The following is a 16,072-nucleotide window of genomic DNA, read 5'->3' as shown; positions in this document are numbered from 1 at the left end:
CCGATGCGCTTCGGAAACGTGGAGGTCCGCCCCCTCGGCGGCGGCCTCGGCTGCCTGCTGATGATCCTGTTCTCGATCGTCGCCTCGGTGGTGCTCACCGTCCTGCTCAACCTGGTCCTCTGAGGCGGCGCCCCCGCCGACGTCGGCCCGTCCTGGTCCGCCGGAAGCCCCGGCATCATCGAACCCGGGTCGATCAGGATCAGCCGGCGGACAGGTCCAGCTCGGCCAGCACCGGGTAGTGGTCGGAGGCCCGGTCCACCACGCCGTCCCGCACCACCCGGCAGTCGCGGACCCGCTCGGCCAGCGCCGGCGTACCGAACAGGTAGTCCAGCCGCATGCCGGAGAACTCGCCCCCGCCGCCATGCCCGGTCGGCGCGGTCAGCCCCTCGTCCGGGCCGCCGGCGGCGCGGTACAGGTCGACCAGGCCGTCGGCGAGCAGTCGGGCGGTCGCCCGGGTGTCCGCCGTGCGCCCGTCGCGGCGCAGATGCCGACGGCGGTACGCCAGAGGCAGCCGGTCGATCCGGGCGGTGTGGTCAGTGTCCGGGTCGAGGGTGTTCAGGTCGCCGCCGAGCAGTGCCAGGTGCCCCGGCGCGCGCCGGAAGGCGGCGGCGAGCCAGCCCGCCTCGATCCGCCGCCAGGCACCGGAGTACGGGTTGAGGTGCGCGCCGAGCACGGTCAACGGCCCGGCGTCGGAGGCCACCACCACCCGTACGGCCGCGTGGTGCCACGGCCGGCGGACCGGGCCTGCGGCCGTGGTCCGCAGGGGCGGACGGACCAGCGCCGCCACCGGCTGACCGAAGCAGCTGCCGGCCAGGTACGGGCGCATCCCCAGCCGGGCCGCGAACTCGTCGAGCACGCCGGCGCGGTCGAAGCCGCGCAATTCCTGCAGCAGCAGCACGTCCGGACGCTGCTCGGTGATCACCTCCACCAGCAGGTCCCGCCGGTCCGGCCCACCCCGGTCCTGACCACCGGTACGCACGTTCCAGGTCATCACCCTCAGCACGGCGGCGCTCAGTCGACCCGGGCGGCCCGGGCCAGCTCGTCGTCGAGGGTGTGTACGTCCTCGGACTCGATGCTGGGCCGGTTGCCCTCCCGCACGTCGGCGTTGGGGCGGACCACCAGGTAGAGCACCCCGATCCAGAGCGCCGAGAGCAGGATCGCCCCCATGAAGTCGGTCGGGTGGTGCATGCCCCGGTACATCCGGGAGGTGGCCACTCCGACCGGCATGATCACCGCCAGCGCCACGAAGACCCAGCGCCACCAGCGGTCGGTGCGGGGCAGCACGATGACGGCGATCGCCACCCACAGGCAGATGGTCGCCGCGATGTGCCCCGACGGGAAGGAGGAGGTCGGCATCTGCCCGTCCAGGTTCTCCACCGGCGGGCGCGGCCGGTCCACCGCCCGCGCGGACGCCAGGAACAGGGTCAGCTCGCCGACCATGGCCAGCACCACGAAGAGCACCGGCCGCCAGCGCCGCCACACCGCCAGGACCAGCGGGCAGAACACCAGCGAGACGAGCAGGATCGCGTGGGTGTCGCCGAACTTGCTCCACCACCAGCTCGCCTCGGTCAGCACGTCGGTGTGCCGCTCGGCGAACCAGCGCGGCAGCTCGGTGTCCAGTGTGTCGAAGACGGTGCCCTTGGCGTGGTAGCTGACGTACATGCCGAAGCCGTAGAGCGCGCCGAACACCAGCACCCAGCCGACCAGCAGTTCGGCGATCGCCGAGCGGGGGTGGGCCAGCACGTGCTCCTCGGCCGGGGCGGGCGCGATGTCGTGCCCCGCCTCCGGCTCCAGGCCCTCGGTCAGCGGCGGCACCGGGCGACCCCGCTCCCGCCGCCACAGCCGGAACGCGTACGCGGTGACGCCCAGCCAGGCGGCGCCGAGCAGCCAGCCGGCCAGCACGTCGGAGACGTAGTGCACGCCCAGCGCGATCCGGGTCAGCCCGACCAGCGCCACCAGCACGGCGACCCCGGCGATCGCGGGCTTGCGCCAGCGCGGCGCCATCGCCGGAAGGAACACCAGCAGCAGGGCGCCGTACGCGACGAACGAGCCGAGCGCGTGCCCGCTCGGGAAGCTGTTGCCCGGCGCGCTGGCCACCGGCACGTCCACCACCGGGCGGAGCCGGCCCACCAGCGCCTTCAGCGACGGGTCGAGGATCAGCCCGCCCACCCCGGTGATGATCAGATAGACGGCCAGCCGGGACTGCCGCCGGATCAGCAGCCCGACCACCGCGATGGTGACCAGCCAGATGAGGACCGGCCGGCCGCCCAGGTCGGTGACCGCCTGGAGCACGGTGACCAGTGCGTGGTGCGGGGCGACGAGCCCGTTGAACCACTCGGCGACCGCGTGGTCGGCGTCCTGCAACGGGCTCCACCGCACCCGGACGAGCAACAGCAGCAGCCCGAAGGCCACCCCGGCGCCGGTGACGGCCACCAGCCCGGCGACACTCCGCTCGGCGAAGTGCCCGAGTGGACGCCGCGCCACCTCTTTGACCGCGGTCACCCCGCACCTCCCTTGTCTGCTCTGGCGAGGCGCTTTACCCGATCGGCGTCGCGCGTACACCCCGGGGGCAGCTAGAGGGCGCTCATCTCACCGGTGTCGAGGACCTCTTCGCGGTCGGCCTCGGGCTGCCACAGGTCCGGCTGGGCCGGCTCCTGCACGCCGATGCGCAGCGCCTCCAGCTGGGCGGCGAACGCCAGCCCGCCGAAGAGCGCCATGCCGGTGAGGTTGGCCCAGAGCAGCAGCGCCATCATCCCGGTGAGCGCGCCGTAGGTCTGCCCGAAGCCGTCGCTGAACCGCACGTACGCGGCCAGCAGCAGGCTGGCCAGCCACCACAGCGCGGTGGCGATGCCGGCGCCGAAGAGCAGCCACGACAGGCCGGGCTGCTTGCGGCGCGGCGCGTGCCGGAACAGCACCGCCACGGCCAGCACGGTCAGCCCGAGGCTCAGCGGGAACCGGACGACGTCCCAGAAGCCGTGGGCGGCCTCGCCCCACTCGTAGTGCCGGCGTACCGAGTCGCCCATCGGCCCGCCGCCAACCAGGATCAGGAAACCGACCAGCGCCGGCACGCCCGCGGTGACGGCCAGCACCGCGGCGCGGGCGTACTTCGCCAGCGCCGGACGGTCCCGCTCGACGCCGTAGATCCGGTTGGCGCCCCGCTCGATCTGCGCCATCGTGGTGGTCAGGGCGACCAGCCCGGTGAGCAGACCGAGGGTGAGCGCCAGCTCGCCGGCGTCCTCGGTGCGCTCGCCGTCGCCGAGCAGCTCGGCCACCACCGCCTCGCTCTGCCCGGGGGTGAGAGCCAGCACGGTGTCGGCGACCACCTGGCCGCCCTCCTCGACGCCCAGCGAGCTGATCAGGCCGGTGAGGGCGATCATGAACGGCACCACGGCGAGGCAGAGCTGGAGCGCGAAGGCCCGGGAGTGGCTGAACCCGTCGCCGTAGCGGAACCGGATGAAGGCGTCCCGCAGCAGGTGCCAGCCACCCTCGCGGCGCAGGGTGCGCCAGGCGTCGTCGGCGGAGAGCTCCTCGTCGGTCATCAGCCGGGTCTCCGGCACCATCCGGGTGCTACTCACGGCGCGCCTCCTCGATCAGCCGCTCGCCCCGCTCCCCCGCGCCCTGCGCGTCGACGGCGAGGTCGGGCGCCTGCTCCGGCTGCGGTACGCAGAGCCAGAGCGACCCGGGGCGGATCTCGGCGTGCAGCCGCCGGCCCGGTGCGATGAGGTCACCGTCCAGCTCCCGGGGTTGCGCCCGGTTGCTGCTGATCACGACGCGCTTGCCGCGGAACACCTCCATCTGCGGCACGCGGCCGCGCCGGCGGATCACCGCCCAGCCGAGCGCGAGCCAGTGCCGCAGGTTGCGCGGGGTGAGCACGGCGACGTCGAGCCAGCCGTCGTCCGGCTCGGCCTCGGTGAGCAGTCGTACCCCGCCTTGGAGCCGGCCGACGTTGGCGACCAGGACCGAGCGCGCCCGGCGGCGTACCGGCGGTCGGTCGTCGATGCGGATCTGCACCCGCATCGGCCGGTCGCGCAGGTGCCGGGCAGCGCCCACCACGTACGCGGGCCAACCGATGCGGGCCTTGGCGGTCTCGGAGGTGGCCTCCAGCATCTGGGCGTCGAAGCCCATGCCGGCCATCACGGTGAAGTAGCGGTCCTCGACCGCGCCGACGTCGAGCAGCCGCCGACCCCGCTCGACGGCGACCTGGAGCCCGGCGGCGAGGTCGGTGGAGAGGCCCAGGTTGGCGGCGAGCAGGTTGCCGGTGCCCTGGGGCAGCACGGCCAGCGCCACGTCGGTGCCGACCAGGGCGCTGACGCAGGACATCACGGTGCCATCGCCGCCGCAGGCGAAGACCAGGTCGACGCCGGCCTGGACGGCCCGCTCGGTCTGGCCGCGGCCCGGGTCGTCGACGGTGGTCTCGAACCACAGCGGCTCGGGCCAGCCGGCGGCGGCCAGGGCGTCGGTCACGGTGCGGCGCAGCTCGTCGAGATCGCCGACCTTCACCGGGTTGACCACCACGGCGGAGCGCAGCCCGCCGTCGCCGCCCGAGGGTCGCCTGTCCTGTGCAGCATCCACGGCGCCAGTGTGCAGCACCGGGACGCCTTCAGCGAGCCCGCGACCGGCGCGCGTCGGAAGTGCCACAGACAGGTTTCAGCGTGGCCACCACCGTCGTCGCCCCGCACGACATCGTCACGCCGCCGCGCGCAGCGCGCTCTCCACCCGTCGGCGCAGATCGTCCAGGTCCGCCCCGGCCTCGGTGAGCACCAACGCCCCCAGCCCCTGCCCCTCGCGGAGGATCCCGAGCAGGATGTGCTCGGTGCCGATGTGGTGGTGCCGCAGCCGCAGCGCCTCGCGCAGCGACAACTCGAGCACCTTCTTCGAGCGAGGCGAGAACGGCCCGCCCAGGTACCGGCGCCCGCGCCTCCACCAGCGTCGCGGCGCCGGCACGGCCTCCCGCAGCGCGTCCGGGCCGAAGGACTGCTCGATGCGGGCCACGATGGCGGCCAGGTCGATGCCGATCTCGCGCAGCGCGGCCGCGTCCGCGTCGCCCAGGCCGGCCCCGCCCGTGGCGGTGTGCCGGTGGATGCGCTCGCGGAGGTCGTCGGCGCGTACGCCGGCGTCGGCCAGCACGCGGCTGGCCAGGCCGGCGTCGTCGGCGAGCAGGGCGAGCAGCAGGTGCTCGGTGCCGACCGGCCGCTGGCCCTCGACCCGCGCCTCCTCGACCGCCCGCCGGACCACGCCGCGAGCCCGGTCGGTGAACCGTTCGAACATCACGCCTCCCACGATGGATTGACCGCCGGTCGCCCGGCGTGCTTCTTGTGCACCGCCTGCCGGCTGACCTCGAGCGCGTCGGCGATCTCCTGCCAGGACCAGCCCTGTCGACGGGCGTTGTCCACCTGGACCACCTCGAGTCGCTCGAGCAGCCGGCGCAGCGCGCGGACGGCGCGCAGCCCGACCCGGGGGTCGGTGCTGCCGGCGGCCGCCGCGAGTTCCGTCGCCTGACTCATGCCGTCAACATACGTTGACAACGCCTCCGTGTCAACCTGTGTTGACGATCGAGCTTGACAGCCTGACGAATCATGCAATTATTGTCAGCATGTCGAACGACCGGCTGGACGCGATCCTCGCCGCCGCCTACCAGTGCTTCACCCGGCACGGCGTGCGGCGGACCACCATGGACGACATCGCGGCCGCGGCCGGCATGTCGCGCCCGGCCGTCTACCAGTACGTGCGCAACAAGGACGACGCCTACCGGCGACTCGCCGAGCGGCTCTTCGCCGGCGCGCTGGCCGAGGCGCGGGCCGCCGCGGCCGCCCCCGGAGCGTCGACCGGGCGGCGGCTGCACGCGGTGCTCGACACCAAGCTGGAGCTCACCCTGAAGCTGCACCGCGACAGCCGGCACGCCGCCGAGCTGCTCGACGCCAGCACCAGGCTCACCGGCGACCTCGTCGAGGCGTACACCCGGGAGCTGACCGACGTGGTGGCCGGCGCCCTCGCCGACGCGGCCGGGCCCCGGGCCCGCGCCGTCGCCGACGTGCTGGTCGCGCTCACCCGCGGCCTGGAGGCCGACCTCACCGACCCCGACCTGCCCCGGCAGCGGCTGCGCGACGGCGTCGCGCTGATCGTCGCCGGGCTACCCACCGCACCGGGAGACCCGTCATGACCACCGTCCTGATCACCGGCACCTCCTCCGGGATCGGCCGGGCCACCGCCCGGCGGCTGGCCCGGCACCCGGAGCTGACCGTCTACGCCACCGCCCGCAAGGTCGAGGCGATCGCCGACCTGGCCGAGGCCGGCGCCCGGCTGCTCCCCCTCGACGTCACCGACGAGGCGTCGATGCGCGCCGCCGTCACCGCGATCGAGGCCGAGCACGGCCAGGTCGACGTGCTGGTCAACAACGCCGGCTACGGCGAGTACGGCCCGATCGAGGAGGTCCCGGTCGAGCGGGTGCGGGCCCAGTTCGAGACGAACGTGTTCGGGCTGAGCCGCCTCACCCAGCTGGTGCTGCCCGGGATGCGCCGGGCCGGGCGCGGCCGGATCGTCAACGTCAGCTCGATGGGCGGCCGGCTGGTCTTCCCCGGCGGCGGCTACTACCACGCCACCAAGTACGCGGTGGAGGCGATCTCCGACGCGCTGCGCCAGGAGGTCCGCCCGTTCGGCATCGACGTGGCGATCGTGGAGCCAGGGCTGATCCGCACCGGCTTCGGCGCGGTGGCCGCCGAGTCGCTGGGCGCGGGCGCCGCGCCGTCCGGGCCGTACCGGTCGATGGTCGCCGCAGTCGACCGGGTGATGGCGTCGTCGTACGACAACCGGCTGCTGGCCGCCACCCCGGAGACGGTGGCCCGGGTCATCGAGCGGGCCGTCACCGCCCGCCGGCCGCGAACCCGCTACCTGGTCACCGCGGCGGCCCGGGCGATGGTGCACACCCGGCGCCTGTTCGGCGCCCGGCTCTTCGACGCGGTCAACCGGCTCCAGTTCCGCTGACCCCATCCGGGAGCGGCGGGGCTGCCCGATCCCGCCCGCCGCCGCGATCACGCGACTACGCTCGGTCAGGGAACAGCGTGGTCGTGCCGGGCGCGACGCCCGGGAGGTGATGTCGATGGCCGCATCCGCCGATGCAGCGGTACTGGTGGGCCTCGGCTCGGAGCGCAACTTTCCGGTCGTCCAGCTGGCCGCGCAGGAGGCCGCCGCACACGGCAGGCCGCTGCACCTGCTGCACACCTTCGACTGGCACGCGGCCTTCGCCGCGGACACCGTCGCCGCTCCCCGGGACCGGGCCGAGGAGCTGATCACCCAGGGCGCCCAGCTGGCCCACCAGGTCGAGCCGGGGCTGACCGTCCGCGGCGAGATCGTCGAGGGCGACATGCTGCCCACCCTGATCCGCCGGTCGGAGACGGCCTTCCTGCTCGCGGTCGGCGACGGCGGCATGGCCGGCAGCGGCGAGTGCGTCCCGGCCAACACGCCCGCCGTGCAGCTCGCCGCGCGGGCCGGCTGCCCGCTGCTGGTGGTCCGCCGCGAGCCGCCACCGCAGGGCCCGGTGCTGGTCGGCGTGGACGGCTCGCCCAGCTCGAACCTCGCCCTGGAGTGGGCCCTCGAGTGCGCCGCCCGGCGCTGCACCCGACTGCTGGCGATGCGGGTGGTCGAACCCGACGAGGACGCCGAGGCCGTCACCGCCCAGCTCACCGAGGTGGTGGACCGCTACGCCGCCCGCCGCACCGAGGTGCCGGTCGAGTGCCGCAGCGTGAGCGGTGACCCCGGCCCGGTGCTGATCGAGACGTCCCGCTCGGCGCAGGTCACGCTCGTCGCCGCCCGGGGCGACGAACCGGGACGCGGAATGCTCGGGGCGGTGGCCCAGTCGCTGCTGTACCACTCCCCGGCGCCGGTGATCGTCGTCCGTGGCCTCGCCGAGGCGCCGCTGACCCGGCCGCAGGACCGCCCCGAGCGGGACCAACGGCCCTGAGCGAGAGCGCCGGCAGCGACGAGGCTGAACGTCGGAGGCACCGCTTTCCTATTCGCGAGAGGCTCAGCACATGGACACCGCTCTCGACGCGCAGAACCCGCTGACCGACGACGAGCTGCGCCGCCTGGACGCCTGGTGGCGGGCGGCGAACTACCTCACCGTCGGGCAGATCTACCTGCTCGGCAACCCGCTGCTGCGCGAGCCGCTGACCCCCGACCACATCAAGCCACGGCTGCTCGGCCACTGGGGCACCAGTCCCGGGCTCAACCTGATCTACGCCCACCTCAACCGGCTGATCGTGGCGCGCGACCTGAACGCCATGCTGATCACCGGCCCCGGTCACGGCGGCCCGGCCATCGTGGCCAACACCTGGCTGGAGGGCACCTGGTCCGAGCGCTACCACGACGTGGGCCGCGACGAGGCCGGCATGGCCCGGCTGTTCCGGCAGTTCTCCTTCCCCGGTGGCATCCCCAGCCACGTCGCGGCGGAGGTGCCGGGTTCGATCCACGAGGGCGGCGAGCTGGGGTACGCGCTGAGCCACGCCTACGGCGCCGCCTTCGACCACCCCGACCTGGTGGTGGCCTGCGTCATCGGCGACGGTGAGGCCGAGACCGGGCCGCTGGCCGGCAGTTGGCTCTCCAACGCCTTCCTCAACCCGGCCCGCGACGGGGCGGTGCTGCCCATCCTGCACCTCAACGGCTACAAGATCGCCAGCCCGACCGTGCTGGCCCGGATCCCCGAGGCGGACCTGCTGGACCTGATGCGCGGCAACGGCTACCAGCCGTACGTGGTGGCCGGCGACGACCCGGCGCAGGTGCACCGTACGCTCGCCGCCACCCTGGACCGGGCGCTGGACGAGATCGACGCCATCCAGCGCCGGGCCCGCGCCGGCGGCGTGGTGGAGCGCCCGCGCTGGCCGATGGTCATCCTGCGGACGCCGAAGGGCTGGACCGGCCCGCGCGAGGTCGACGGCAAGGAGGTGGAGGGCACCTACCGGGCCCACCAGGTGCCGCTGTCGAAGGTGCGGGACAACCCGGCGCACCTGGCCGAGCTGGAGCGGTGGCTGCGCAGCTACCGGCCGGAGGAGCTGTTCGACGCCACCGGCGCGCCAATCGAGGAGCTGCGCGAGCTGCCGCCGCGCGGCCAGAGGCGGATGAGCGACAACCCGGTGACCAACGGCGGAATGGTGCTGCGCGGCCTGGCGCTGCCGGACTTCCGCGACTACGGCGTGGAGGTCAGCCGCCCCGGTGAGACGGTGGCTGGGGCGACCGGGGCCCTCGGTCCGTGGATCCGCGACGTGATCGCCGCCAACCCGCAGACGTTCCGGCTGTTCGGCCCGGACGAGGTCGCCTCCAACCGGCTGGACGCCGCCTTCGAGGTGACCGACCGGGCGTGGGTGGCCGACCGGGTGCCCGGCGACGACCACCTCTCGCCCGACGGCCGGGTCATGGAGGTGCTCTCCGAGCACCTGTGCCAGGGCTGGCTGGAGGGCTACCTGCTGACCGGCCGGCACGGAGTGTTCACCAGCTACGAGGCGTTCATCCACATCGTCGACTCGATGCTCAACCAGCACGCCAAGTGGCTGAAGGTGACCCGGGGCATCCCGTGGCGGCAGCCGATCGCCTCGCTGAACTACCTGCTCTCCAGCCACGTCTGGCGTCAGGACCACAACGGCTTCTCGCACCAGGACCCCGGCTTCATCGACCACGTGGTGAACAAGAAGGCCGAGGTGGTCCGGGTCTACCTGCCGCCGGACGCCAACACCCTGCTCGCCACCATGGACCACTGCCTGCGCAGCCGGCACTACATCAACGTCGTGGTGGCCGGCAAGCAGCCGGCGCCGAACTGGCTGTCGATGGAGGAGGCGATCCAGCACACCCGGCGCGGGCTGGGCATCTGGGAGTGGGCCAGCAACGACGCCGGCAGCGAGCCGGACGTGGTGCTCGCCTGCTCCGGCGACGTGCCCACGCTGGAGACGCTGGCCGCCGCCGACCTGCTGCGCAAGCACCTGCCGGACCTGGCGGTGCGGCTGGTCAACGTGGTCGACCTGATGCGCCTGCAGCCGGCCACCGAACACCCGCACGGCCTGCCGGACAACGAGTTCGACACCATCTTCACCGCCGACCGGCCGATCATCTTCGCGTACCACGGCTACCCGTGGCTGATCCACCGGCTCACCTACCGCCGGACCAACCACGAGAACCTGCACGTGCGCGGCTACAAGGAGGAGGGCACCACCACCACCCCGTTCGACATGGTGATGCTCAACGACCTCGACCGCTTCCACCTGGTCATCGACGTCATCGACCGGGTGCCGGGCCTGGCCGCCCGCGCCGCCCACCTGCGCCAGCAGATGGTCGACGCCCGGCAGTCCGCCCGCGACCACACCCGCCGGTACGGCGAGGACGACCCGAAGGTCGCCGAGTGGCGGTGGATCCGCGAGACCGACCCGACCAACCGGTGAGGGAGGACGACATGCGGGACGCGGAGATCCTGGTCGGCTACGACGGCTCCACCGACGCGTCGACGGCGCTGCAGTGGGCGCTGGACGAGGCCGGTCGCGGCGGTCAACCGATCCGGCTGGCGTACGTCTTCGAGTGGCTGACGGTGGCCGGCTGGGTGGGGCCGGGCGTGGCGCCCGGCGTCTGGCCGGACGACACGGCCCGCCGGCAGGTGGATGACCTGGTCCGTACCGCCGCCGCGGAGGCCGCCGCCGCGCATCCCGGGCTGACCGTCACCGGCGAGGTGTACGACGGCCCGCCCGCCCTGGTGCTGCAGGAACGGTCGGCCGACGCCGCCCTGCTGGTGCTCGGCAGCCGGGGCCACGGCGGTTTCGGCGGACTGCTGGCCGGCTCGACCGCCGTCGCGGTCACCGCGCACGCGCACTGCCCGGTGGTGGTGGTCCGGGGCGAGCGCGACGGCGGGCCGCCCCCCGGCCCCCGGACCGGGCCGGTGACGATCGGCGTGGACGGCTCCGAGCCGTCGCTGGTGGCGCTCGGCTTCGCGGCCGAGTGGGCCGCCAAGCGGCGGCTGCCGATGCGGGTCCTGCACGCCCCGGCCCCCGGTCCCGGTGCGGCCGCCGGCGCGGTCGACGAACGGGCCGCGGTGGAGCAGGCGGTGGACCCGTGGCGGCGTACCTTCCCCGACCTGGCGGCGACCGTCGACCTGGTCCCGGGCAGCCCGGCGGGGACCCTGATCGACGCGAGCCACGACGCGGCGCTGGTGGTGGTGGGCAGCCGGGGCCGGGGCGGCCTGGCCGGCATGGTGCTCGGCTCGGTCAGCCAGCAGCTGATCCAGCACGCCCACTGCCCGGTCGCGGTGGTCCGCGAACGCTGACCGACGGCCCCTGGCACCGGCGGCGCGGGTCGAACGGCCCGGGTCCGGTGGGACCTGCGCCCCGTGCGACCAGCCGGCAGGTGGCGCAGGATGGAACGGGCAAGCCCCCCACCCGCCCCGGCGCCGCGCGCACCCGGACGGGCTGAGACGGAAGGTCGTGACGATGAGCCAGGAGAGCCCGGCGCCGCAGCGCCCGCTGACCACCGCGCTCGCGGAGGCCGCCGCGACCGCCGGTCACGCGCCCTCGGTGCACAACACCCAGCCGTGGCGCTGGCGGGTACTGCCGGAGGCGCTGGAGCTGCGCGCCGTCGCCGACCGGCAGCTCACGGCCACCGACCCGGAGGGGCGGCTGCTCGCGCTCAGCTGCGGCACGGCCCTGCACCACGCCCGGCTGGCGCTGGCCGCCGAGGGATGGACGGCGGTGGTGGAGCGGATGCCCGACCCCGGCGACAAGGAGTTGCTGGCCCGGGTGACCACGCTGGGCCGTCTCACGGCCGACCCGGAGGCCATGCGGATGGTGCAGTCCATGCGGGTGCGGCACACCGACCGGCGGCCGGTCAGCGACGAGCCGGTGCCCACCACCGCGATCGGGGAGATCGCCCGGGCGGTCACCGCGGAGGGAAGCCGGTTGCAGCTCCTCGACCGCGACCAGGTGCTGGAGCTGGCCGCCGCGGCCTCGCACGCCGACACGGTCGAGGCCGACGACCCGCAGCTGCGCGCCGAGCTGGAGTACTGGACCAGCCGCGCCGGCACCGGCACCGGGCTGCCGCCGGAGGTGCTGCCCGCGCAGGCCCCGCGGACCACGGTGCCGGCCCGCGACTTCGGCCACCCCGGCACCCTGCCGGTCGGCCCCGGCCACGACCGGGCGGCGGTGTACGCGCTGCTGCACGGCGACGAGGACGAGCCGGACAGCTGGCTGCGCGCCGGCGAGGCGCTCTCCGCCGCGTGGCTGACCGCCACCCGGCTCGGCGTGTCGGTGGTGCCGCTCAGCGCGGTCGTGGAGGTGCCGGGCACCCGGCAGAAGCTGCGCCAACTGCTCGCCGGGCTGGGTTTCCCGTACCTCGTGCTGCGGTTGGGGATCGCGGACCCGGCGCACGCCGGCCCGGCGCCCACCCCGCGGCTCACCACCGAGCAGGTGGTCGACACCTCGGCGCTGCACCGCGCCCAGGGCTGACGGGTCCTGCCCCGGTGGCCACCGGCGCTAGCATCGCCCGGTGGCCACCAGCACACCGCACCCCCGCCAGGAACCCCAGCTCACCCCGTCACTCGGGCTGAGCCCACTGTCGAGGGTCCGCCTCGACGAGCTGTTGCAGGAGATGCTGGACCGGGTCGGCGAGGTGGTCACCAGCCGGGAACGGTTGCGCGCGCTGCTCGACGCGGTGGTCGGCATCGGCACCGACCTGGACCTGCGCAGCACCCTGCAACGCATCGTGCAGGCGGCCTGCGAGCTGGTCGGCGCCCGGTACGGCGCGCTGGGCGTGGTCGGCCCGGACCGGCTGCTGCACGACTTCATCGTGCACGGCATCTCCCCCGAGCTGCACGCGAAGATCGGCGAGCTGCCGCACGGGCGGGGCGTGCTCGGCCTGCTCATCGACGACCCCCGGCCGCTGCGGATGCCGGACATCACCCAGCACCCGCGCTCCTACGGCTTCCCGCCCAACCACCCCCCGATGCACAGCTTCCTCGGCGTGCCGGTGCGCATCCGCGACCAGGTGTTCGGCAACCTCTACCTGGCCGAGAAGCAGGGCGGCGCGCAGTTCACCGAGGACGACGAGGAGATCGTCGTGGCGCTCGCCGCAGCGGCCGGCGTGGCCATCGAGAACGCCCGCCTGTACGCCCTCGCGGCCCGCCGCGAGCGCTGGCTGGCGGCGACCGCCGAGATCACCACGCTGCTGCTGGGCGAGGTGCGCCGCACCGACGCGCTGGCCCTGGTGGCCCGACGGGCCCGCGAGGTCGCCGAGGCGGAGCTGGCGCTGGTGCTGCTCTACGACACCGACACCGAGCAGTACACCGTGGAAGTGGTCGACGGCGCCGACGAGCAGGCCCGCGCGCTGGTCGGCGCCGTGCTGCCGGCCGCCGACACCAGCTTCGGCGGCCCAGTGGCCGACGGCCGCCACGACCAGGTCGACGACCTCGCGCACGCCGCGCCGTGGCCGGCCCTGCTGCACACCGGGCCGGCGGTGATCTCCCCGCTGGCCACCGCCGACACCCTGCACGGCGCGCTGGTGATCGCGCACCGGCCGGAGCGGGGCGGCGGCGCCACCGACGAGGACGTGGCGCTGCTGGGCAGCTTCGCCGGCCAGGCGGCGCTGGCCATGGAACGGGCGCGCGGCCAGGAGGAACGGGAGCTGCTGGTGGTCCTGGAGGACCGCGAGCGGATCGCCCGGGACCTGCACGACGTGGTGATCCAGCGGCTCTTCGCGACCGGCCTGCAACTGCAGAGCGCCGCGCCGATGATGACCCGACCGGAGGTGGCCAAGCGGATCAACGCCGCCGTCGACGACCTCGACGCCACCATCCGGGACATCCGCCGGACCATCTTCGAGCTGCGTACCCCGATGAGCGCCGCGCTGCGCACCGAGATCCGCGAGGCGGTGGACGTGGCCGCCGAGTCGCTGGGTTACCGGCCGAGCCTGGAGCTGACCGGCCCGGTGGACAGCGCCGTCCCGGACGCCGTGCGCCCGGACCTCACCGCGGTGCTGCGCGAGGCGCTGTCCAACGCGGTCCGGCACGCGCAGGCCGACCACGTGTCGGTGGCGGTGCGGGCCGAGGCCGGCGAGGTCAGCGTGACCGTCACCGACGACGGGGTGGGCTGCGACCCGGCCGCCGCCCGCAGCGGGCTGGTCAACCTGCGGGAACGCGCCGAACGCCACGGCGGCACCTGCACGATCCGCCCGGCGCGACCGCGCGGCACCGAGCTGCGCTGGTGCGTCCCGCTGCGGGACTGAACGGCGAAGCCGGTAATCAGGTCGCCTTGCCGAGCAGCCGGGTGGCGAGGACGGCGGCCTGGGTGCGGCGCTCCAGGCCGAGCTTGGCCAGCACGCTGGAGACGTAGTTCTTCACCGTCTTCTCGGCCAGGAACATCTTCCCGGCGATCTCCCGGTTGGTCAGCCCCTCGGCCACGTACTCCAGGATGCGCCGCTCCTGCTCGGTGAGGGACTGCAACTCGCGCGGCTGCTCCACGCCGTTGCGGATGCGCTCCAGCACCCGGGTGGTGATCGCCGGGTCCAGCAGCGACTGCCCCGCGGCCACCCGGCGCACCGCGTCCACCAGGTCGGTGCCGCGGATCTGCTTGAGGACGTAACCGGCGGCACCGGCCATGATCGCCGCGAACAGCGCCTCGTCGTCCTCGTACGAGGTGAGGATGAGGCCCCGGATCGACGAGTCGACGGCGCGCACGTCGCGGCAGACGTCGATGCCGTTGCCGTCGGGCAGCCGCGCGTCGAGGATCGCCACGTCGGGGCGCAGCGCCGGGATGCGGCGGGCCGCCTCCTGCGCGGAGCCGGACTCGCCGACCACCTCGATGTCGCCGCTGCTCTGCAGCAGGTCGGCCAGGCCACGGCGGACGACCTCATGGTCGTCGAGGAGGAACACCCGGATCATTGCTCTTTTCTACCCGCGCCCACCGCGCGGCGCACGGGCCGAAGGTCCCGACCCGGGCGGCGGCCCGCGGGCAGGTCGGGCCACTCGGACGGGACGTCCGACCCTGCCGGGCGCCGGTGGACGGGGCGCACCGTGAGGGTGCGGCAGCCTCGACGCCCGATCAGTCACCGCCGGGGCTCGGGAAGGAGCACCACCATGGACACCGGTTACACCATCGCGGAGCTGCGGGCCGCCGCCACGGACGCGGTGCGCGCCCCCTCTCTGCACAACACCCAACCGTGGCGGTTCCGGCTGCGCGACGGCGGCATCGAGGTGCTCATCGACACGGGCCGTCGGCTGCCCGCCACCGACCCGAGCGGATGGGGTGCCCGGGTCGCCTGCGGGGCGGCGCTGTTCAACCTGCGGCTCGCGCTGGCGGTGGCCGGGACCCCGGCCCGGGTCCGGCTGCGCCCCGACCCGGCCGAGCCGGACCTGCTGGCCCGGCTGTTGCCGGGCACCCCCCGCCCACCCTCCCCCGCCGAGCAGAGCCTGCACTCGGCCATCCCCCGCCGGTTCAGCAACCGGCTGCCGTTCTGGCCGGACCCGGTGCCCGCCGACACCCGCTGGCGGCTCGGCGAGGCGGCCCGCGCCGAACAGTGCTGGCTGGAACTGCTGATCGGCGTCAGCGCGGTCGCCGCGTTCGGCGAGATCGCCAGCAGCGCGCACCGGGTGCTGGAACGCGATCCCGCCTACCGGGACGAACGGGAGCGGTGGCTGCGCCACGAGGCCGCGCCGGACGGCGTACCGGCCTCGGCAGGCGGCCCGCGCAGCGAACCGCAGGACGTGCTGCCGGCGCGCGGCTACGGCGGACGGGACCGGGCGCCGGGGCGGGACTTCGAGCCGGAACCCCTGGTGGCGGTGCTCGGCGCGGCCGGCAACACCGCCATCGACCAGGTGGTGGCGGGACAGGGCCTGCAACGGGTACTGCTCACCGCCACCGACGCCGGGCTCGGCGTGTCGCTGCTCTCCCAGCCGATCGAGGTGCCGGGGGCGCGCGAACAGTTGCGGCTGTCGCTGGGGCGGTTCGGCACCCCGCAGATGGTGCTGCGGATCGGGTTCGGCCAGCCGGGCCGGCCGACGCCGCGTCGCCCCGTCGACGACGTGCTGGAACTCCCGGCGACCCGGCCCTGACCCATC

The 16,072-nt window shown here is 74.5% G+C and carries 15 protein-coding genes; 8 read left to right on the top strand and 7 right to left on the bottom strand.

Annotation, left to right across the window (positions count from 1 at the left end; genetic code table 11):
• Positions 1-199: 199 nt before the first annotated feature.
• From ACFOW4_RS29045 to ACFOW4_RS29020, 6 genes are all read right to left on the bottom strand, one after another.
• On the bottom strand, positions 200-1,003 hold the full coding sequence (locus ACFOW4_RS29045) for an endonuclease/exonuclease/phosphatase family protein (RefSeq protein ID WP_377533477.1): 804 nt from the start codon (positions 1,001-1,003) through the stop codon (positions 200-202).
• An 8-nt stretch (positions 1,004-1,011) separates the two neighbouring features.
• On the bottom strand, positions 1,012-2,502 hold the full coding sequence (locus ACFOW4_RS29040) for a phosphatase PAP2 family protein (protein ID WP_377533476.1): 1,491 nt from the start codon (positions 2,500-2,502) through the stop codon (positions 1,012-1,014).
• 71 nt (positions 2,503-2,573) lie between these two features.
• The gene (locus tag ACFOW4_RS29035) at positions 2,574-3,575 is read right to left on the bottom strand and encodes a YihY/virulence factor BrkB family protein (protein ID WP_377533475.1); all 1,002 of its coding nucleotides are present in this window, start codon (positions 3,573-3,575) and stop codon (positions 2,574-2,576) included.
• Complete coding sequence (locus tag ACFOW4_RS29030) at positions 3,568-4,572, bottom strand: diacylglycerol/lipid kinase family protein (RefSeq protein WP_377533474.1); 1,005 nt, start codon at positions 4,570-4,572, stop codon at positions 3,568-3,570. Before ACFOW4_RS29030 ends, ACFOW4_RS29035 begins: the two co-directional genes overlap by 8 nt.
• A 114-nt stretch (positions 4,573-4,686) precedes the next feature.
• Positions 4,687-5,268 (bottom strand): Clp protease N-terminal domain-containing protein, encoded by a 582-nt coding sequence (locus ACFOW4_RS29025; RefSeq protein WP_377533583.1) that lies wholly within the window; start codon positions 5,266-5,268, stop codon positions 4,687-4,689.
• On the bottom strand, positions 5,268-5,504 hold the full coding sequence (locus ACFOW4_RS29020) for an HTH domain-containing protein (RefSeq protein WP_088946910.1): 237 nt from the start codon (positions 5,502-5,504) through the stop codon (positions 5,268-5,270). Before ACFOW4_RS29020 ends, ACFOW4_RS29025 begins: the two co-directional genes overlap by 1 nt.
• A gap of 89 nt (positions 5,505-5,593) precedes the next feature.
• Here ACFOW4_RS29020 and ACFOW4_RS29015 point away from each other — a divergent pair, with 89 nt between their 5' ends.
• From ACFOW4_RS29015 to ACFOW4_RS28985, 7 genes are all read left to right on the top strand, one after another.
• A complete protein-coding gene (locus ACFOW4_RS29015; protein ID WP_377533473.1) occupies positions 5,594-6,160 on the top strand; it encodes a TetR/AcrR family transcriptional regulator in 567 nt (188 codons plus the stop codon).
• Positions 6,157-6,981 carry an oxidoreductase gene (locus ACFOW4_RS29010; protein WP_377533472.1) on the top strand — a complete coding sequence of 275 codons (825 nt, stop codon included), beginning with the start codon at positions 6,157-6,159 and terminating at the stop codon, positions 6,979-6,981. Before ACFOW4_RS29015 ends, ACFOW4_RS29010 begins: the two co-directional genes overlap by 4 nt.
• A 115-nt stretch (positions 6,982-7,096) precedes the next feature.
• The gene (locus ACFOW4_RS29005) at positions 7,097-7,957 is read left to right on the top strand and encodes a universal stress protein (protein WP_377533471.1); all 861 of its coding nucleotides are present in this window, start codon (positions 7,097-7,099) and stop codon (positions 7,955-7,957) included.
• A gap of 70 nt (positions 7,958-8,027) precedes the next feature.
• Positions 8,028-10,421: a phosphoketolase gene (locus ACFOW4_RS29000; RefSeq protein WP_377533470.1), complete on the top strand. Its 2,394-nt coding sequence runs from the start codon at positions 8,028-8,030 to the stop codon at positions 10,419-10,421.
• An 11-nt stretch (positions 10,422-10,432) separates the two neighbouring features.
• Complete coding sequence (locus ACFOW4_RS28995; RefSeq protein WP_377533469.1) at positions 10,433-11,293, top strand: universal stress protein; 861 nt, start codon at positions 10,433-10,435, stop codon at positions 11,291-11,293.
• A 163-nt stretch (positions 11,294-11,456) separates the two neighbouring features.
• Positions 11,457-12,467: an Acg family FMN-binding oxidoreductase gene (locus ACFOW4_RS28990; RefSeq protein WP_377533468.1), complete on the top strand. Its 1,011-nt coding sequence runs from the start codon at positions 11,457-11,459 to the stop codon at positions 12,465-12,467.
• A gap of 97 nt (positions 12,468-12,564) precedes the next feature.
• Positions 12,565-14,241: a GAF domain-containing protein gene (locus tag ACFOW4_RS28985; protein ID WP_377533582.1), complete on the top strand. Its 1,677-nt coding sequence runs from the start codon at positions 12,565-12,567 to the stop codon at positions 14,239-14,241.
• A 16-nt stretch (positions 14,242-14,257) separates the two neighbouring features.
• Here the strand turns inward: ACFOW4_RS28985 and ACFOW4_RS28980 are convergent, their stop codons facing one another.
• Complete coding sequence (locus ACFOW4_RS28980) at positions 14,258-14,896, bottom strand: response regulator (protein WP_377533467.1); 639 nt, start codon at positions 14,894-14,896, stop codon at positions 14,258-14,260.
• Between the two features lie 195 nt (positions 14,897-15,091).
• Here ACFOW4_RS28980 and ACFOW4_RS28975 point away from each other — a divergent pair, with 195 nt between their 5' ends.
• Positions 15,092-16,066, top strand: coding sequence for an Acg family FMN-binding oxidoreductase (locus ACFOW4_RS28975; RefSeq protein WP_377533466.1), 975 nt, complete (start codon positions 15,092-15,094; stop codon positions 16,064-16,066).
• Positions 16,067-16,072: the final 6 nt, after the last annotated feature.

Origin of the sequence: Micromonospora sp. GCM10011542 (genome assembly GCF_042650685.1) — a bacterium.
In the GTDB taxonomy this organism is placed as follows: Bacteria; Actinomycetota; Actinomycetes; order Mycobacteriales; family Micromonosporaceae; genus Micromonospora.
Note: the sequence above shows the minus strand (reverse complement) of the source record. Positions and strands in the feature narration are given on the sequence as shown.